Annotated in this window: 18 protein-coding genes; 12 read left to right on the forward strand and 6 right to left on the reverse strand. The window is 42.7% G+C overall.

Annotated elements, in window-relative coordinates; translation table 11 throughout:
* Nucleotides 1-535 precede the first annotated feature (535 nt).
* Both LU361_RS00855 and LU361_RS00860 read left to right on the forward strand, forming a co-directional pair.
* On the forward strand, nucleotides 536-1,792 hold the full coding sequence (locus LU361_RS00855) for a PDZ domain-containing protein (protein WP_233086420.1): 1,257 nt from the start codon (nucleotides 536-538) through the stop codon (nucleotides 1,790-1,792).
* 20 nt (nucleotides 1,793-1,812) lie between these two features.
* Nucleotides 1,813-2,232: a hypothetical protein gene (locus LU361_RS00860; RefSeq protein ID WP_233086421.1), complete on the forward strand. Its 420-nt coding sequence runs from the start codon at nucleotides 1,813-1,815 to the stop codon at nucleotides 2,230-2,232.
* A gap of 4 nt (nucleotides 2,233-2,236) precedes the next feature.
* Here the strand turns inward: LU361_RS00860 and LU361_RS00865 are convergent, their stop codons facing one another.
* A complete protein-coding gene (locus tag LU361_RS00865) occupies nucleotides 2,237-2,917 on the reverse strand; it encodes a haloacid dehalogenase type II (protein ID WP_233086422.1) in 681 nt (226 codons plus the stop codon).
* A gap of 87 nt (nucleotides 2,918-3,004) precedes the next feature.
* A complete protein-coding gene (locus tag LU361_RS00870; protein ID WP_233086423.1) occupies nucleotides 3,005-3,394 on the reverse strand; it encodes a hypothetical protein in 390 nt (129 codons plus the stop codon).
* A 447-nt stretch (nucleotides 3,395-3,841) separates the two neighbouring features.
* On the opposite strand from LU361_RS00870, the gene LU361_RS00875 reads away from it, so the two are divergent.
* The 6 genes from LU361_RS00875 to LU361_RS00900 all read left to right on the forward strand — a co-directional run bounded on the left by LU361_RS00875 (nucleotide 3,842) and on the right by LU361_RS00900 (nucleotide 10,516).
* On the forward strand, nucleotides 3,842-4,795 hold the full coding sequence (locus tag LU361_RS00875; RefSeq protein ID WP_233086424.1) for a bifunctional helix-turn-helix transcriptional regulator/GNAT family N-acetyltransferase: 954 nt from the start codon (nucleotides 3,842-3,844) through the stop codon (nucleotides 4,793-4,795).
* 1,056 nt (nucleotides 4,796-5,851) lie between these two features.
* The gene (locus tag LU361_RS00880; protein WP_233086425.1) at nucleotides 5,852-6,439 is read left to right on the forward strand and encodes a type VI secretion system PAAR protein; all 588 of its coding nucleotides are present in this window, start codon (nucleotides 5,852-5,854) and stop codon (nucleotides 6,437-6,439) included.
* 44 nt (nucleotides 6,440-6,483) lie between these two features.
* Nucleotides 6,484-7,611: a DUF2515 family protein gene (locus tag LU361_RS00885; RefSeq protein ID WP_233086426.1), complete on the forward strand. Its 1,128-nt coding sequence runs from the start codon at nucleotides 6,484-6,486 to the stop codon at nucleotides 7,609-7,611.
* A complete protein-coding gene (locus tag LU361_RS00890; protein ID WP_233086427.1) occupies nucleotides 7,608-8,507 on the forward strand; it encodes a hypothetical protein in 900 nt (299 codons plus the stop codon). Before LU361_RS00885 ends, LU361_RS00890 begins: the two co-directional genes overlap by 4 nt.
* 148 nt (nucleotides 8,508-8,655) lie before the next feature.
* Nucleotides 8,656-9,546: a hypothetical protein gene (locus LU361_RS00895; protein ID WP_233086428.1), complete on the forward strand. Its 891-nt coding sequence runs from the start codon at nucleotides 8,656-8,658 to the stop codon at nucleotides 9,544-9,546.
* Nucleotides 9,547-9,787: 241 nt separating this feature from the next.
* Nucleotides 9,788-10,516 carry a hypothetical protein gene (locus tag LU361_RS00900; RefSeq protein WP_233086429.1) on the forward strand — a complete coding sequence of 243 codons (729 nt, stop codon included), beginning with the start codon at nucleotides 9,788-9,790 and terminating at the stop codon, nucleotides 10,514-10,516.
* A 126-nt stretch (nucleotides 10,517-10,642) separates the two neighbouring features.
* Here LU361_RS00900 and LU361_RS00905 read toward each other — a convergent pair whose 3' ends face one another.
* Both LU361_RS00905 and LU361_RS00910 read right to left on the reverse strand, forming a co-directional pair.
* Entirely contained in the window at nucleotides 10,643-11,926 is a 1,284-nt protein-coding gene (locus LU361_RS00905) for a valine--pyruvate transaminase (RefSeq protein ID WP_233086430.1), read from the reverse strand.
* A gap of 209 nt (nucleotides 11,927-12,135) precedes the next feature.
* Entirely contained in the window at nucleotides 12,136-13,407 is a 1,272-nt protein-coding gene (locus tag LU361_RS00910) for a YihY family inner membrane protein (RefSeq protein WP_233086431.1), read from the reverse strand.
* 523 nt (nucleotides 13,408-13,930) lie between these two features.
* Between LU361_RS00910 and arsC the strand changes: the two genes are divergently transcribed.
* From arsC to sppA, 4 genes are all read left to right on the forward strand, one after another.
* Nucleotides 13,931-14,272, forward strand: a complete 342-nt coding sequence (arsC, locus tag LU361_RS00915; RefSeq protein WP_233086432.1) for an arsenate reductase (glutaredoxin) — start codon at nucleotides 13,931-13,933, stop codon at nucleotides 14,270-14,272.
* Nucleotides 14,273-14,331: 59 nt separating this feature from the next.
* Complete coding sequence (gene wrbA / locus LU361_RS00920) at nucleotides 14,332-14,949, forward strand: NAD(P)H:quinone oxidoreductase (RefSeq protein WP_233086433.1); 618 nt, start codon at nucleotides 14,332-14,334, stop codon at nucleotides 14,947-14,949.
* Between the two features lie 7 nt (nucleotides 14,950-14,956).
* A complete protein-coding gene (locus LU361_RS00925) occupies nucleotides 14,957-15,364 on the forward strand; it encodes a DUF2069 domain-containing protein (protein ID WP_233086434.1) in 408 nt (135 codons plus the stop codon).
* Between the two features lie 186 nt (nucleotides 15,365-15,550).
* Nucleotides 15,551-17,410, forward strand: coding sequence for a signal peptide peptidase SppA (gene sppA, locus LU361_RS00930; protein ID WP_233086435.1), 1,860 nt, complete (start codon nucleotides 15,551-15,553; stop codon nucleotides 17,408-17,410).
* A gap of 103 nt (nucleotides 17,411-17,513) precedes the next feature.
* On the opposite strand, the gene hda is transcribed toward sppA, so the two are convergent.
* Both hda and LU361_RS00940 read right to left on the reverse strand, forming a co-directional pair.
* A complete protein-coding gene (gene hda, locus LU361_RS00935; protein WP_233086436.1) occupies nucleotides 17,514-18,242 on the reverse strand; it encodes a DnaA regulatory inactivator Hda in 729 nt (242 codons plus the stop codon).
* A 49-nt stretch (nucleotides 18,243-18,291) separates the two neighbouring features.
* On the reverse strand, nucleotides 18,292-19,395 hold the full coding sequence (locus LU361_RS00940; RefSeq protein ID WP_233086437.1) for a DUF2066 domain-containing protein: 1,104 nt from the start codon (nucleotides 19,393-19,395) through the stop codon (nucleotides 18,292-18,294).
* Nucleotides 19,396-19,420 lie beyond the last annotated feature (25 nt).

Raw genomic sequence — 19,420 nt, forward strand, 5'->3', positions numbered from 1 at the left:
AAAGGGCTAAAAAGCCGCTTAGTGTACCACACACCGAGTTTGTAATGAGAGATTCGCGTCGGGGTGAACACCTAGGGCCTGTTCACACTAATTTAACCGCACCTGTCGCCCCTAAAACGCGTCAGTCTAGGCGTGAGGAGTGCGGTTTAGCGCGCTAAATAAGCGACGAACAACAACGAATGGCGTGTTTTAGGGGCGACCCTAGGGGCTCGGCGTATTTTTCCCGTATTTCGTGTTGCAGCTCGTTCATTTGGAACAACCAAATCACACTCACTGCGCCTAAAATACGAAAAAAATACACTCCAGCAGGTGTGATTAAATTAGTGTGAACAGGCCCTAGATATTCGAAGTATGAACGCGGCGGCCTATTACGCATTAGAAATAAAAACCCGTCCGTTAAAGAATCCACACACGGCGTGTTAATTCGTGCAGAAGTACGACCAATAAAAAATATCAAAAAATAAATAACAATCGTTCAATATGATAAGGTTGCTTGCAAAAATACCCATACAAACGATTTATCTCGAAGTTATTTATGGGAAAGGTCACTTATGGAAAAGGTTATTTAAAGGAACAGTCATTTATGGGAACGATGAAAAATTGGAACGTTAACAAGACTGTCGTCAATCAATCGGTAAACGCCGACAACGCTTATGTCATTGAAAACGTAGCCACCGACAGCCCCGCCCATAATATTGGCATTGAGCCGGGCGATTTATTAATCAGCGTTAACGGTAAAAACGACCTTAACCAAGTCGATATAGACACGACTCTGGTTCATCGCAAAGCCATTGTTTATCGCATTTTCTCGCAACGGGAGAATAATTTAGTTGATATCAACATCGACCCGATTCCATTGGGAATCAGTGTTGCTCCTAATTCAACGTTAATTGTGAATCAGTATAAATCGAGAGACTTTCCCGGTTGGGAAGGTATGCGAATCTTGTGGAATCGAGGCGATTGGCAACAACTCAAAATAGCCAGCGAACAAATTTACTCGTCGGGATTTTTCACCCGGTTAGTCCGTAATTTTTCCGCCGATCACAAGAAAAACGCGGGCATGCTATATCTCGGCGCTGCGCTTATCGAAACAAGCTCATCCCAAGAAGGCTGGCAGTTAATTTCAGAATTTTTACAGCACTACAGCCATCAATACGAAACCCTTGAAACCGCCATCGGACAATATTACGCGCTGCAATACTTACCGTCGACAAGCGATAACCAAGAAGCTTTAATCAGCACATTAAGTCAGCTTCGAAAAAATAACGGTAACGAACTGGAGCGTATTAATTCGATATTGGCCAAACACGGCATTGATGCCAGCGATGACCGCTACCCGTGGTTGGGCCAACAGTTTGTTAAAAAATACTACCTTCGCTGTCCAGCGCTTGACCATCACATTTCTTTGGCCGAGCAACTCAATGCTATGGACGACAACGCCCTTCAGCCGGTCTGTGTTATGCCAGGCTATCGAGGCAATTATCCATACAACAGCGCGCTGGGAATTTACGGCAGTATGTACCGATACTTAGGCGATAGACTGTTACCTTTGCACGTGATCGTTGACGACGCAGATACCGAAGGACAAGATTATTGGCGCTACTCTAACGAAGACGTACTCAAAAAAAATAACATTCCATTTTATGTATTAATCGACGAAGAAAGAGATATTGCTTCACGACTAGAACTGAATTTTTCTCCGGTTTTTTATTTACTGAATAAAGACGGAAACATTGTTTACGAAGGCGAACTAAACAGCGCGAGTATTTATTGGAATATTTTTAACGGTTAAAAAACAAAATGAATAAAACAATGCACATAATCTTTTATCGAGCAGTTCCATGTCTGTTGGCTTTGCTTATTTCTGCATGTTCAAGCCAGCCGACCAATAACGACTTTCAATTTCGAACCAGCAAAGAATCATTAAACGAAGCCCGAAAAAACTTTCGCCGTTCTGACAATAATTTTTTAGCGATCTTATTAGTCGATCACAACGGCAAAGTGGTTAAAGTAAAAAAACTCGGCAGCAAGTTAGATGACACGCGCAAAGATTTAAAAGTTGTCAAAGAATTGTACAACGTACAATTTGCTGCGGTACAACCGAGCGCTCAGGAATATCGGGAATTCATTTTGCCGTACACGGTGGGAATATCGAGCAGCCGCAGCGCAACAGAAACCACACTGAATGCGTATGAGCCGCAAGATCTATTGGACGAAGGGCTTCGTTGGTAAATTATCAGTCTTTAAAACCGCTGATCAATTCAGCCAAACTGGAGAGATCGTCAGCAATTATGGTTGGCTGATCTCCCCAGGGGTCCAAGATTTGTTTTTTGGTTCGATTGACCCAAACCGTATTAAAACCACTGTTCAGTGCACCCAGAACATCAAAATTATTGCTTGAGATTAACCATGTGTTTTCTGCCGTCGATTGCGTTTGCGACAAAAAATACTCGTACACTTTTGGATTGGGCTTAAACGTTTTTAAATCGTCAACACTCACCACGCCATCAAAGTATTGATCGATCTTCGCGTGGACTAATAAATTTTCTACCGATTCTTGCAAACCATTCGAAAACGCATAAACCGCAAACTGCTCTTTCGACAATCGACTTAAACCGGTAATAACATCATCAAAGGCGGGCAATACTTTGTATATAGATAAGAGCGCAGTTTTTTGTTGGTCGGTTAGCTGAGTATTAAAAAACGCGTCGCAGTAATCCAACGCCTGTTGGGTACAAATACCAAAATGCTGGTAAGATTCCATCAAGCCTTTGCGAAAACTGTATTCCAACTGTTTTTCTCGCCAAAGATTGGAAAACGCCAACGCCTGATCACCGATTAGATTTTGCAACTCAAGCAAAACCCCTTGAGTGTTAATAAGCGTACCGTAAACATCGAAAGCGAGTGTTGTTTTCATCGTAAACTCAAATAATTTGTGGTTGATGGAATCTGAGTGTATTAAAAGCTTCTGAGTGCATTAGAAACTATAAAATATTACAGGCAATTACTTTTCTGCCGTATCTAACACTAACTCGTAAGTACCATCGCGAAGCCGGGCTCGAAAGCCGCAGTAGCTTCGGCAATCACCAGTAAACTTAGCGTGTAGTGTATCTTCTTGTATTAAAAAATTAACTTCGCAATTGCCCTCTTTGGCAACGTGTTTTTCTCCATCCCAATAAGACTTAGTATTCCACCAACAGGTGTGGTAATTACCCCCAACCGAAGTAATATCAATATTGAAGCTATTATTACCCACAGGACAAAGATCAAACTGAGCCTCATCTCCCAGCCTGAACTTTTGAAAGTTCTCTTTACACTGATATTCAGCAGACGGCTCATCGGCCATAGCAGAAAATGAAACAACAACTAATAATGCAGTAAAGAAGACCTTCATTTTTCCCCCAGGTTACGTGTTATGAACGATTGCAAATTAACAATTATTATAACATGAGCGTTCAAGACAAAGCCTAGCAATGTTAATCTCTTGATTTATGGCTAATGATAGTTTTTCCACAAAAGATGCAAGACCAACAATAGCATCGATCGTAAAAGTATTTCAGCGAAGATTCACTATTCAACACAAAAAACTTAAGCAACACCTGACACATAACCATTAAAACAAATGCGTTGGGTTTTCACATAAATTATTCATTCACTAATCAAATCTACCGCCCTGATATTCAAAGTAACCTGATAATCAATGCTTTGATTTCAAAGGCTGATTTACAAAGTTTAATCACTTATTGAGCCATAAAAATCGGTTAAAAAGATAACACTTGCATCACAATCAACATCAAACTATATTTACGTAAGTACTTACGTAAATATTTAAGGAAACCTTATGTCATTCTTCGCAATCGCAGGCCAAATGGCGCTTGGCAGCCGTTTACGGCAACTTGCCGAGGTTGTTACTAACGATGCACAAAAGATTTACGACCTGTACGGCGTAGACATTGATGCCCGCTGGTTTCCAGTCCTTTTTATGTTGCTGCAAAAAGACAGTGCCAGCATCAGCGAACTGGCAGAAGACATCGGTCAAACTCACGCTTCCATAAGTCAAATCGTGAAAGAGATGACCAAACGCGGCCTGATTAAAAGTGGAAAATCCAAGCACGACGCCCGCGTTACCGTGGTTTCGCTTACACCCAAAGCCCGAAAAATGTCGGACGATTTAACAACCCAATGTAGCGACATCAACAGCGCATTAAACGATGTATTTAAGAGTATTAACTGTAATTTGTGGAATGATTTAAATGCTTTTGGCTACGAACTAAATCGCAAAAGTTTGTACGAGCGCGTAAAAACAATTCATAGCCAAAATAAACAAGCGAATATCTCGATTGTAGATTTTAACGCAGATTACCAAGATGCCTACAAAGCGCTGAATGAGGCGTGGATAACTCAGCATTTTAAATTGGAAGAAGCCGACAGAATTGCTCTAGAAAATCCATTTGAATACATAATCAATAAAGGCGGCTACATTGCTATTGCCCTATTTAACGATCAACCCATAGGAACTTGCGCCTTATTAAAAATGGACGATTCGTGTTTTGAACTCGCCAAAATGACGGTTTCCGATTCATATCGCGGTTACGGGGTTGGGCTTATGTTGGGAAACTGCGTTATTGAAAAAGCAAAAACATTAGGCGCAAAACGTATTTATTTAGAAAGTAATTCTGCATTAACACCCGCGCTTGAATTGTATCGAAAACTCGGTTTTAAACGCGTAAGTGGTTACAGCTCGCCTTATCAGCGTTGCGATGTACAAATGGAATTGTTTTTGGGTTGTGATTAACATTAAAGCAGAATATTTTCATTAACGACTGCATTCATCCACATCAAATTTTAACTGAATCGACTAACATTAGATTTTCCAGGGTAAAATCTCTGTCGGCAAAAAACAAACAATTATCGGCGATCCAATATTTTTCTCCAGGCTAATTCGCCATTCCACATTTCCAGACCAATTTCATTATCAGGCGTACCTATTGGGAAAAATGTAATGCGCTTTTAAATGCATAAAATGCACTTCCATCCTAAAGCAAACGACGCAAATCTGAGATAAACTCACCTGAAAAAACTCTAAACTCTTACTCAATTCAGGAAAAATTATCAGACAGAGGATTATTTGATATTAAAAGTAATTTATTGATGTACCTAGACCAGTATATTTTAATAAATAAACTTAGTTTAAGCTTTTACAGCGCGACCAAACATTAATAAATCCATATATATGATAAATCAGTTTTTTAAATCATTGAAAGCCAATTGTAAAATCAAAGTAGTTAATTTAGAAGCATGAAAATAATATAGTCACTTTCGGTAACGGTTAACAAACAGCATGAACTACAACATATAAAATTGCAAAATTTACACACAATGATAACGAAGTCTCATTAACAAAACCAAATGGCATTGAAATCATCTATATAAATAATTTTTTAATGATAAAATCATCGACCAATCTAGATATACAATGAGAATATTATAGAAAAAACAGCCTGACCAAAACCTTTCTATAACATCACCTAACTCCAATACATTTTAATTTAGGAAGACAATAAAAAATTAAAATTAAAGCAGATAATTAGCATAGCCCTATCAATAATTTTTATATTCAATGCAATCGTAAAACCTGAAAAAACGCGAGCAATTCCATTAAAAATGTAAAACATATAATATAAAAACTACGATCGAATCAATTAATAGTAAAACAATTCTTTAACGCTCTATAGAATTATAAAAATTAATCGTGATTAAAGAAAGTCAACGCAATCAATATTCACTGTGTTTACACATTTTATAGCACGCAACCAAACTAGATTACTGCCACTTAACTTAGGAGATCACTATGCCAAGGAAACCAGCGACACGCCTAGGTGATATGGGTTCAAACCACGGCGCATGGCACCCAAGCCCAGTGATACAAGGCAGCGGCGATGTTATGATTAATGGTATTCCCGCTGCTCGCAAGGGTGATGCACTTGCCCCTCATGTAAAACCCAAAAGTCCACCTCACCCGCGATCAATATCAAAAGGCTCTGCCACCGTATTTATCAACAATCAACCCGCGGTTCGAATGGGCGATGCTATCGGTTGTGGCGGAACTCTTATGGCCGGATCAGCCAATGTTTTTATTGGTGATCAAGGGCCTGCCGTTGAGCTTGAGTCAGAGGAAATTCCTGAAACCAACACGTTCGCCCTGCGATTTGTACTTCAAGACGCACTGGGAAATCCAGTCAAAGGAATGGACTATCGAGTGGTTCCCGAAGGCCAGTCTATCTATGAAGATTGGCACTTACCCGACGATGTATCAGGTACGGATGGTACCACAGCGGTGGTGTCAACTACTGAGGGTGAGAAGCTTGAGTATCAATTAGTGTGGCCGAAAATCAATACCGATAAAGCCGTTGCTTATGTCAATTCCAAAAAAACGTAACCTTCTAGAGCCTGTTAACTGAAAAAGAATCAAGGAACATTTGCATGGCAAGTCCAGAGGCCACTGCGGGCATTAACAACGAAACCGATAAAATCGAGCCCGTAGAAATCACGTGTAAAACCTATTGGTCGAAAGCGCAAGAGTTTTCCATCATACGTATGAGTGAGCGAGTGGGGTTTAATGAATATGACCTCGTTGATTGGTATGAGATTCGCGCAAAGCGTATTGCTGCAACTTATGCACGCTTTTACTTAGAAACCGAAGATGGTGGCGACCCCAGTAAACTCGGCCGCTACTATTGGATGGCGCTGGGAGCCTTTGCCAGTAAAACCGTGGGCTGTATTCTTGGTAGTGTAAGTGTGATACTCAATGACATCCATGGTCGCTTCAGCTCCGAAGAAGTTGCAGACGGACTGGGTAAAGGCAATCTATGGCTGTTTATGGATATCAGTGCTCCACATTGGTTTTATAACCATTACCCTGAGAATTTTTTTAATGGAATGGCCTGCGTTAACAGCAGAGACGCCAAAAACCTGGAACCACCGATTCAAACGGTGGTAGATAGCATGCCTTGGTCCGAGAAATCACTGCCTATCATCAACAATATGGCGATCTCCGGAAGTTTAAAAAAAGGATTTGAGTATGTTGTAGAAATTGAAATAGCGACAGACGATCAAGTCAAGAGGGATTTACAATTGAAGCATTTGTTAGAGATTGCCAATCACGAGCAAGGCGTTATCTTACAGCCGCTTATTTATGAACATCCCGAGTTTGCGAAATGGTCTCGATGGCAAAGAGAGCTCAAATCTAGGTCGATGGAAGCTAAAGCCTACGCAGAAGAAAGATTAAGTAATCCTTGGAACGCCCTCACCCTGAGGCGTGACCTTTACCTGTATATTGGATCCTCTTTATTAACTATGACCATCCCATCTTTCGAATTGGTGTTTTCACACGCCTGCGAAATAGACGATGGCGAATTTAAATCCATCGCCCCTGACGATATGCAGGTTGAAAACTTCCGGAGCAGGATGGATTGGATAGAAAAAGCAGCAAAACAGTTTCATCGTCTCATGGGAGAAAAGCCGGAGTATATGCACAGCGAATTACAACATATGGCAGGCTGGGTGAATGCAAGAGACAAGTGGTTACCAACCCGAGACATTAATGAATGAAATACGCATTGATACTGGCGGCGATAATCGTAGCTGCACTTATATTACTGTTTGTATTTTATAGCCAACCCAAAGCACAAGGTACGCCTTCAATGCCCATTGCCCAAGCCGTTATTGAACTGAATATGTCGCCAGAGAAATTCGCCACGGTCAACCAAGTGGACCTAAAACGCGGAGTTAATCGCCAACCGGCAGGGTTGGATTTTTACAGCGTTGAATGGCCAAGCACCCCTGGTGGACAGGTGTTTTTAGAACACGGCCCTTATAGTTTTGCCTTTCCTAATACACTTAGAGTGACCGGCACCTATGATCGAGCCAGTCCTCGTAAAGGGCTTTTTATTTTTGACATTAGCGGCGGTATGACCTCACAGAGTGATATTTATCACGACGAAGCGCGGCTACGCTTTTTAGAGTTTTTAGCCATGCTAAAGCAAAAGGGTTGGCAACGATTTATTGGTCTCGGAGACCCTCGTTTAACCGCCCATCAAGCCCTTCAATACGCCTTGTTAAAAAAACCGGGCAGAAGCATACCCACCAATGTTTTATACAGCCTACCTATCGATGCCGAGATAGACCTCAACACGTGGATGCAGATAGAAGACAATGATTGGCGGATGTACGCTGGTGACGCCATTATGAAAATAGGCTTTCGCCGAGATACAAGCCGACTGGACCTAGACAAACCTTCCGATTACTTCTTTACGTACGAAATTTATAATCGACAGCAGCTTATTATGAATCAGCTGTCATCTGAGGAGAGAAAACAAGCAGCGCAAATCTGGCCGGAACGAAAACTGGAATTGGAAGAAAAAAGACTGCAAAAAGAAGCCTTGCTCGAATTACAAGGCTACCACATCGATAAATCCTACGTTGATCCAGTATTAGAGCTAGAGTAGTTGTCATTACCAAATTATTAAACGTTATACGTTTAATGATTACCTTCTGATTAAATCAAGGACGAATTAATCAGAAACTCCTAACTAGCCCCAATCGATTATTTATTCATGACTAAAAGGCAACACCTATTAGAGTAAGAATTATTGAATGAAGTTTCCCTTAATTCTAATAACGCTATTAATGGGTTGCGTTACTTTATTATCAGTCATTTTTACCCACCCTAAAGCGCACAGTACGTCTTCAATGCCCACTGCCCAAGCCGTTATTGAACTGAATATGTCGCCGGAGAAATTCACCACAGTCAACCAAGTGGATCTAAAACATGGTATAGATCTTCAGCCAGTAGGTTTGGATTTTTACAGTGTTGATTGGCCCAGCACTGCCCGTGGGCAGGTGTTTTTAGAACACGGCCCTTACAGTTTTGCCTTTCCAAACACACTTGGTGTTACAGGTACCTATGACAGGTCCATTCCCAAAAAAGGTTTATACGTTTTTCACATTAACGGAGGTATGGCCACACAGAGTGATATTTATCACGACGAAGCACGGCTACGCTTTTTAGAGTTTTTAGCCATGTTAAAGCAAAAGGGCTGGCGAACTTTCATTAACCTTGAAGATCCGCGCCTACCAACCCATCAAGCCCTTCATTACGCGCTGCAAGGAGATAACATTTTATACAGCTTACCTATCGATGCTGAGATTGACCTAAATACATGGATGCAAATAAAAGCTAACGATTGGCGAATGTACGCCGGTGACGCCATTTTGAAAATAGGCTTTCGCCGAGATACAAGCCGACTGGACCTAGACAAACCTTCCGCGTATTTGTTTTCGTATGAAATTTATAATCGGCAGCAACTTATTATGAATCAGCTGTCATCTGAGGAGAGAAAAAACGCAGCGCAAATCTGGCCGGAACGAAAACTGGAATTGGAAGAAAAACGATTGCAAAAAGAAGCACTGCTCGAATTACAAGGCTACCACATTGATCGATCCTATATTGGCCCGGAGTTAAATCTAAAACCAAGCTTGGATTGACGGAGAAATATTATAAACCCAAAGTTAACCTGTTAACTTTCCCTCTGCGCAAAGTTCATCTCCAACAGACACTTACGAATTTTACTTTTTAAAAAAATAATTCGACCACACTCGTAAGCGCCAAACATTCTCAACATAAGCTCGCCCCTACTGCAATTGCACTGCCTATAATTAATGGCTTCTTTCGTAAAAAATTCTTAAACCTAACCAAGACAACAATGCAGACAATATGCGTTAAGCAATGTGCGGATTAAGCCATAACCATAACCATCAACATTTATCAGATAACTTACTGAGCATTATTAAACTCAGAATCGATTCAACCCTAGGAAAACTTACCTGTTATTTCTACAAAAATGCATTTCTAAAAACTGAAAAAGTAATCTCAGAGTTTACAATTAAAAAATATTTTACAACACAGATCATTAACACCTCCAAAAAATTATGTAGAATTCCCATTACAAAAACTCAACAATTAAATTCAAATCCAGACAACACACCAAATAAAAGGAAGGGAATTATGCTCGTAAAAATTAAATTAAAATTGGTTATTATTACCAGCATTTTTATTATTTTTGCAGCCGGGCAGGCCAATGCAACCTCCTGCAGAATTATGCAAAAGCATTCAAATTTTTATGAAGAAATAGGAAAAGTCGAAAACGGCACAGTAAAAATAAAATATTCCAACTTTTACGAAGAAGTTGGACGCATTAGAAACGGTTATATTGAAGTTAAACACTCAAACTTTTATGACGACGTTGGCCGAGTGAGCAGAGGCGCAATCGAGAAAAAATACTCAAACTTTTATGAAGAATTTGGCCGTGTCTATGGCGATAAAATTGAGCAAAAGCACTCTAACTTTTATGAAGAGCTCGGCAAAGCTGACGGCAACTGTACTGATGAAGAGGTCGGCGCAGGAGCAGTGTTATTAAAATTGCTTCCTTTTGACAACCTTGAACTTCCTTACTAACGTTACTCATCTATCAACGAAAGATACAGAATTAAAGATTAGATGAAAAATTAAAAGCTTAGATCCAAATATAAGGACCTAAGCTTTTATAACGATGAACAAAACTTATTTTAAACTCCCAAAAACTTAGGCTGAATAAGCTACTCTCAATTCCTCAGCAATAATCTTGCACGCTTTTTCAATAACCTCTTTGGGCTGGCAATAACTTAACCGTATGCATTGGTGTTTATGAGGCCAGCCATCGTCAATGGCGATAAAAAAGTGATGACCAGAAAGCACCAACACACCTTTTTCTTTTAAGCGTAAATACAATTCTTCACTGGGAATTGGCAAATCTTCACACCAAAGCCAAAGGAAAAATGCGCCTTCTGGCACATGCACTTTAATGGGTAAATCAGCGCACGTTTCTTTGACAATATTAAGTGCAGTATCGCAGGCTGAGCGATAAAATGGTTGAATGATATTACTGCTAATTTCAGCAATTTTATCGTTTTGGAACCATTGTTTGGTGACAGCCGGGCCCATACTACCGGCAGCGAGGTTGATTGCCGTGTTGGCTTTTGCAAAAGCGTCGATCACTTCCGGTTTTGCTACAACAATTCCAGTTCTAGCACCCGGCAAACCGAGCTTTGATAAACTCAACACCAAAATGGTGTTATCGTCGAAATTTACCGTTGCATCATTAAAAATAACGCCAGGAAACGGCAACCCGTATGCCCCATCGATAATCAATGGAATGTTTTCAGATTTTGCCAAGGCACTGAGTTTGTCGAGTTCGGCGTCTGAGATAACGTTACTGCTGGGGTTATTCGGTCTTGAAATGCACAACGCGCCAGTAACAGATGATTCATACCCAGATTTCTCATCCAATAAACGTGCGGCCAGCGCGTTAAAATCAATGTGATATTTAAAAGCGTGCTCGTCAATAACCTCTATTTTAGGCTTGCAAGATTTAAAGAAATTATCGCTTAAACCCGCGCCAGAATACCCAATGTATTCAGGCGACAGTGGCAGTGTAATATGACGATTAGGTTCGCCATCGAATTCACCGGCAAACATATTAAATAAAGTAAAAAAGGCAGCTTGACTGCCATTAGTTACGGCAACGTTGTCGGAACTGATTTTCCATCCGCACTGTCGATTTAAATACGCGGCAACAGCATCGAGGAATTCAGGATCCCCCTGCGGTGATTGATAATTGGTGCACAACTCACCCATACCATTCGGTGAAGACAACAAGCTGTCGTAAGCCTCTAGTAACTGCGATTTAATTTCCGGAATTTGAGCTGGATTACCACCGCCTAAAAACAACATATCTGGATTGGTGGTTAACGCTTTACCTAAATCGTCCATCAACGAATAGGTTCCAGATTCAGCACAAAAACGCTTCCCAAAATTTGATAACTTCATTGACCTGCATATACTCTTGCGTTTACGCAGCTGGTAAGCAGCTTGCGTATGTAATTCATATTAAAAATGTTGAAAACGGAATTTTCTGAGTTTAAAAAATCCCGCTCATTGTGTTCACGGTAAAATGCGCTTACTTAATTACACAGACTTATAAATACTCAGACTTATAATTGCACTAACTTAATAGCAGCGCTCAATAATTTTAAAATTTATTTTATACTCACAATATTTTTTGATTCCGCTGACGAAAACAATGTTGCCAATGTAATATCTAATTTGGTACCAACGGTTTGATCGCACTCGCGAATTCGATCAAATAACGTGGTAGTCCAAGCCGGTTGATTACTGGAATTAACCGGTTTTGGCAAAATGCGATAATCGTCCACAGCTCTGAGTAAATCTTCTAACGTGTAAGCATTAAGGTCGCGGATAATAACAAATCCGCCGGTTTGTGTTTCAGTAATCACGCGAGATTTTGCCAACATAATACGCAAGCGAAACCACTGTTCTGGGTATATTCCCAGGGCGATTAAGTCTTTCTCTCGTGTCACTCGACCATTTGCCTGAGCTTGATGCATGGTATTTAAAGCCAGGACCGCCGCGATACTGTCAGGATAGCCTTTGCTTTTTACTTCGGCTCTTAAATGACTGAGTGATCGAACCAATACGGCACCGCTCAACACAAGCACCCAAAGTACGTAGGTCCAAAGTAGAAATAACGGCACAATGGCAAAGGCGCCGTAAATCAATTGATAGCTGGTTTTGGCAACCAACACACCAAAAATGTCTTTTGCCAATTCAAAGCACAGAGCCGTCAGGGCTCCACCAATAAAGGCATCTTTAATGGGTACTCGACAGTTCGGCACGGCCGCATAAAACAAGGTGAAAACACCGGTACTGAGCAACCAGGGTAAATATTGCAATACAAGCGGGAAAACACCGATGGGGTCGTACTCGTCAACCATGAGTTTTTTCGACAGCAAATACGTACTCATCGCCAAACCGCCACCCATGAGTAAAGGTCCTAAACTGAGCACGGCCCAATACAACAAAAAGTTCGCGACACCGGAGCGACCACGGGTAACGCCCCAAATGGCGTTAAAGTTTTTCTCGATGGTTTTTAGAGTCAAGTAGGCAGTGACAATCAACATAGCGACACCAGGCAAGGTTAAGCCACGGGCTTTGTTGGTGAAATCGCTTAGGTATTCTTGCAACGCTTGCCCCGAGGAAGGCACAAGGTTTTCAAAGATAAAATCTTGAATTTGAGTTTCCATTCCCTGCAGAGAAGGAATAATAGAAAGCATCGCATAAACCACCGTTAACATCGGCACCAGTGAAAATAACGACACGTAGGTTAACGCTGCGGCACTGCGCTGGCAGTTTTTGGCCATAAATTGACGATAAACTTCCAGGGAAAGTTTTATAAGATATTTTGCCGCCGATTGCAGTCCCTGTTTTACATCCGCTACTTTATCGTTCACCTGATTCTATTCCTATTATTACCCATACTTAGGGCCTGTAGATTAAATGGGCTCTCGCATTCCATAAACTATGGTTTGATTTAAAACAAGCCGACTGATCGAGCTTAGGGCCTATCAACATTTATTGAAACAATTGGCGCCTCTGGATAGCACTTTTTACGATTGAGATCGATCAGTTCTAAAATTTTAGCAACCCCTACCAAAATGTTTTAAAAAATAAGGATTTCTATCCTCTACCTTAATTGTGAAAAGCAACGGTAATCGGTAAGCTTATTTTTGTACTTGAAGGATAATTTCGTGGATTATTTTTCGATCAGCATACTTATTTAACCCAGCTTTTACGCAACGCACAGACGGTTTTATCGAGTGTAAAAATTAAAAGCCAATTTATGATCACCGCAAATGGTAACCACGTTTGCTGGGGTAATCCCAAAAATTAGTACACACAGGCTCTAGCCAATTAACTGTTTTGACCACAAAATTACGCCTTTGAAAATAAACTGTTTGGGTAAGCCTGCAAATCATGAAGATCTACCATAATCCACGTTGTTCTAAATCTCGCGAAACTCTAAAACTCATTCAAGCTGCTGGTGTAGAGCCTGAAATTGTACTCTATTTGCAGGAGCCACCAAATAAAGCAGAACTTGAGTCTGTGTTGTCAAAACTTGGCATTAGCGCGCGACAACTGCTGCGCAAAGGCGAAGATGCCTATAAAGACAATAACCTTGCTGATGAAAATTTAACAGAGTCCCAACTCGTTGAATTTATGATCAAATATCCCAAGCTCATCGAACGCCCCATTGTGGTTAAAGGTGAGCAAGCGGTGTTAGGCCGCCCTCCTGAAAACGTAACAGCATTGCTGTGATTTAAGGAATGCATCGCACCTTGCTGTTAACCCATATGTGACAAGCCATGGAAAATGTAATGAAACCTTACGTATTGATTCTCTATTACAGCCGTAATGGCGCTACACAGGACATGGCAATGGAAATTGCCCAAGGTGTCGATGAAATTCATGGGGTCAGTTCAAAAATTCGCACGGTGCCGGAGATTTCTGCTAACACCGAAGCCACTGATCCCGATATCCCCAATTCTGGCGCGCTTTATTGCACTCGCGAAGAGCTCGCTAACTGCGCGGGCCTTGCCCTAGGCAGCCCTACCCGCTACGGCAACATGGCGGCGGCAATGAAGTATTTTCTGGACAACACCAGCGATCTATGGATCAATGGCGCCATGATTAACAAGCCAGCGTCTGTTTTTACCTCAACAGGCAGTATGCATGGCGGTCAGGAATCAACGTTATTAACCATGATGGTTCCACTGCTCCATCACGGCATGGTCATCGCCGGTTTACCGTACAGTGAGCAAGCACTGACTCAAACCGTATCAGGAGGAACACCCTACGGTGCCTCTCACCTGTCGAGCAATGACCAATTAACGGACGATGAAATTGTCTTGTGCCGCGCTCAAGGTCGTCGCCTTGGCTCGCTCGCATTGAAATTGATTCAGGAAGAACCGATGCTGGCTGCAAATTCAGGCTAAATAGTGCATGAGTTCTAACCTAGAAACACTGGAACAAAAATCAAACCTTTGGTATCGCGCCACCTTGGTATTTTACATGGGTTTGATTATCACCATTATCATCACCAATGTTACTCAACAATTTTCGCTGTTAAAGCTTGTTGTACAACTGGTTCCTCTTCTTATCTTTGTGCCGGGATTAATCCATAAAATCCACCACCGTACTTACAGTTGGATGTGTTTTGTTTTGCTGGTGTATTTTATGGCTTACGTCGTTGAGATCGGCTCGCCATTGATGCAATGGACCGACATTTTGGGTGTTATCACCACCGTTGGTTTATTTATCAGCGCAATGATGGCAGCCCGGTTTATTCAGCGTTGGCAGTATTATCTAAACAATCCTCACGAGCTGGCCGAACAAGCGCCACAGAAGTAACAATTTCATGTCCATCATGCACTAAGCTTGATGGACAGACTCATTTCATTGAGTATTGCAACACTTTTGATCTTTACGTCGTCAAACGATTGGTAACCCAATAATCTTTGCGCCGCGTAGACATTGACAATGTCGATACAGCAATCGATCGCATTTCTATAGAGCGACATTTCTAAGGAATAAACTATGGCTGACAAGTCACCCGGTTTTTTTAGACGAACCCTAGGTGGACTCTGGAATTTAATTACCTGGATAAGAGTTACCCTACTGAATGTATTTTTTCTCGTCATTTTAATCGCGGTGGTTGCCGCAATTTGGCCGAAAGACCCTCTGGAAGTCCCCAATAAAACCTTATTGAAAGTAGCGCCAACTGGCGTGTTGGTGGATCAATACACACACATTGATCCATTCGCCAAAGTGATTGATAGCCAAGATTCGGAACCGGCTGAAACACTGGTAAAAGACCTTATTGAAGCCATTACCTTTGCCGCTGAAGACGATCGTATTGAAGGCTTGGTGTTAGAGCTGGACTCCCTCGTTGGTGGCGGCATCAGTAAGCTTGAAGAAATCGGTGAAGCTTTAACGGTATTTAAAGAATCCGGCAAGCCGATTTACGCTCAAGGCAGCAATCTAACTCAGCAACAGTACTACTTAGCGAGCTACGCTGACGAAGTTAATTTAAACCCGCTCGGCAGTGTGTTAATCACCGGATTCAGCACCTATCGCAACTATTACAAAGACGCGATCGATAACCTCAAAATTTCCATGCACGTCTTCCGAACCGGAGACTACAAAGATGCCATGGAACCGTTTATTCGCAACAGCATGTCGGATGCCTCTCGCGAGCACAACCAACGTTGGTTGAACCAGCTTTGGTCGGTGTATACCGGGCAAATCGAACAATTGAGAGACCTACCCGAAGGCTCGATCAACGACTACATCGCCACTATGGATGCGAAACTGAAAGAGCTGAACGGCAATGCCGCAAAACTGGCATTGGATGCCGGTTTGGTGGATTCACTTATCGCCCCCAAGCAATGGCGTAGCGAGCTTGCTGACACTTACGGTGCTAACAACGACGGCAGTTATAAGTCGTTTGATTATCTCGATTATTTAAGTATTGAGCGCAGCCTAGAATTCCCAGAACCCGATACCATTGCTCTGATTGTCGCCCGAGGCACGATCAAATCTGGCTATCAACCGGCCGGGCAAATCGGCGATAAGAGCTTCTTAGAGTTACTTGATCAAGTAAAACAAGACCCTACCGTAAAAGCGTTGGTAGTCCGCATTGACAGCGGCGGCGGTGGCGTTTACGCCTCTGAAAATATCCGCCAAGGATTGATGGAAATCCGTGAAAAAGGCATTCCCATTGTGGTATCGATGGGCACCGTGGCGGCATCCGGTGGCTACTGGATTGCCACACCGGCCAATGAAATTTGGGCAACGCCAACCACAATTACAGGATCGATTGGTGTTTTCGGTGCTTTTGTTACTCTAGAAGATTCCCTCAAGCACTTGGGCATTAATACCGACGGCATCGGTACTTCTGAGTTGGCTGGTGCTATTCGTGCCGACCGTGCCCTCTCGCCTATGGCGCAATCGTTATTGCAACAGGGCATCAACCACATGTACCAACAGTTCATTGAATTGGTTGCCCAAGCTCGCGACACCACACCAGAAGCGATTGACCAAATTGCTCAAGGCCGAGTCTGGAGCGGCCAGTCAGCGTTGGAATTGGGCTTGGTGGATGAACTGGGCAATCTAGAGCAAGCAATTGCTTCCGCGGCAGAACTGGCAGAAATAGAGACATACACCGTCGAAACCATCGAGCAAGAGCTGTCTCCGTTTGAGCAGTTTGTCAGCCAGGTGAGTCAATCTCACGTTGCGGGTTTAATTCAATCGAGCTTGGAGTCACAGCAAGTTGGTTTGCCACCGGCACTGATTCAACACTACAAAGCTCTGGCCGAGCCGTTAAACTTCGCACAAAGCCTGACTGATCCGCGTGGCGTGTACGCGCTGTGTTTTGAGTGTGTTCAGCCGCAGTAATGCGGCTGATCGAGCGATATCAAACAGAGAAAATGAGTACCATCAGAGAAGCACTGGGGCCTAGCAATTACAACCTACAGATTAAGTTGTAAAAAAAGAGGCCCTACAGCTCTAAGACTTGTTTAACGAATGGAATGGTCAGCTTGCGCTGCTGGGCAAGCGAGGCGTGATCCAACCGATTGAGCGCAACAAACAAGGCGTTTAAATCGCGACTCACACGATTTACCACAAACCAAGCGGTCTCCTCATTCAGTTGTAACCCCAATTGCTCAGCGTGCAACTGTAAGGCATACACCTTTTCTTCGTCGGTTAGCGGTTTAATGTGGTAGGTCACCCCATACGCTAGGCGACTCTTTAAATCTGGCAGACACAAATCCAACAAACTGGGTGAGGTATGCGCGGCAAGAATCATTTGTTTGCCGCCATCGCGTAAGCGGTTGTAGACGTGGAAAACTACTTGCTCCCACTCGCGCTTACCGGCGATAACATCAAGATCGTCGATACAGCAAATATCGAGTTCGGAACAGAGATCAAAAAGTGATTCCGGCGCTTGTGACTGCATCTCAGCCAAAGGAATGTATCGCGCCTTCAATCCCAAAGCCGTGGCCAATTGGCAACTGGCTTTCAGCAAATGGGTAATACCAACACTGGCACTGCCCCACAAGAACACGACAGGTTCCGACATTCCTCCCTGAATGAAATCCACCAATTGCGAAACTGCTTGCAGATTCGCAGACGATTCAGCGAGGTAATAATTCGCAAAGGTCGGCTCATCCTCAAGCTTCACATCAAGAGCCAGTTGGTGGTTAGAAACGCTTAAAAAATCAGTCATATCACCAAGTCGCACACGCTCTATGCCATAGGATAAAAACTATTTTGTATCATGGTTGTTGCCCAAGCCAACGCAGCGGCAGCGGGCTTGTGCTGCCACCAAATTGATCGCCTGGAGTTCCCAACACTTGCACTCGCTCCATTTTTTTATCGAGCGCCAAAGTGTCTTCAAAAGCAGAAAGCTCGCCATTTAACACCAGGGTTAAATCAATGTCCAAACCATTGATACGAGTTACCTGAGCAGATTCGACCACAGCTAACTGACTTAAGTAATCCACCGCGCGGTAGTAGTCTAAAAATTCTTCAATTCCCGATAGGCGCACGTTAAGGCCAGAAGTCTGTGACGACGAGGTTATCGCGTAAGTTTTCGCTAAGAACTTAGCGGTGGTTGCCAAACCCTGATCTAAGGCGGTATTCAGATCAGCGGAATCGCTCTCAAAAATATCGAATTGAGCATTGTGACGGAACCACCAGCCAATCAACCAACGGCCCGAAGACGTTTGACTGAGCTTACCAATCAAGATTGCGTCCGGTGAATATCGAGCAGCTGCGGCATCAATGGCGTTTTCTTGCAAACCCCAGAGACCGTCGGCGTCCATTGACAGTTGATCTTCTAAATCTAATAACGGGGTTGTGATTGGAATAGCACGGTTATCGGCAGATTCAATAATGGCGGAATACGCTAAGGAATGTACCGAATTATCGGTATCTGACGGGGTGTTCAAGACCAATTGAACACCTTCGGGGAAACTTCGGGAAACCAACGCCACAAAAACCCGAGGACGGTTTTCAGGCCACACCGGAATGACCGCTGAGGCAAACATGCGCTCTATCGCCGATTGAGAAAAGCGCGCACTCAACAAGGTTTCGTCGTTTTCACCGGTAACGTACTGGTATTCTTGCAAATAGACATTACTATTTTTGAGAGCCCGTTGAATTTCTGGTCGCTGCAGATATTCCTCACTGCCGCTGACTCTGACAATAACGTCTTGCAATGCGAGCGCAACACCGGCATCACGAGCTTCGCCGCTGCGATTTTCAACCGCGGCAGTAGCAACAAATAAATCGTCGACGACAACAGCCTGAGCCAAGCCGCTGCACAGCATGATCACGCAGAGGGCAACACATCTAACCGGCTGTAAAAGCATTTTCATAAACTATTGAAGTCTCGCAAGTTTT

The organism is Sessilibacter corallicola, from assembly GCF_021290925.1.
Taxonomy (GTDB): Bacteria; Pseudomonadota; Gammaproteobacteria; order Pseudomonadales; family Cellvibrionaceae; genus Sessilibacter; species Sessilibacter corallicola.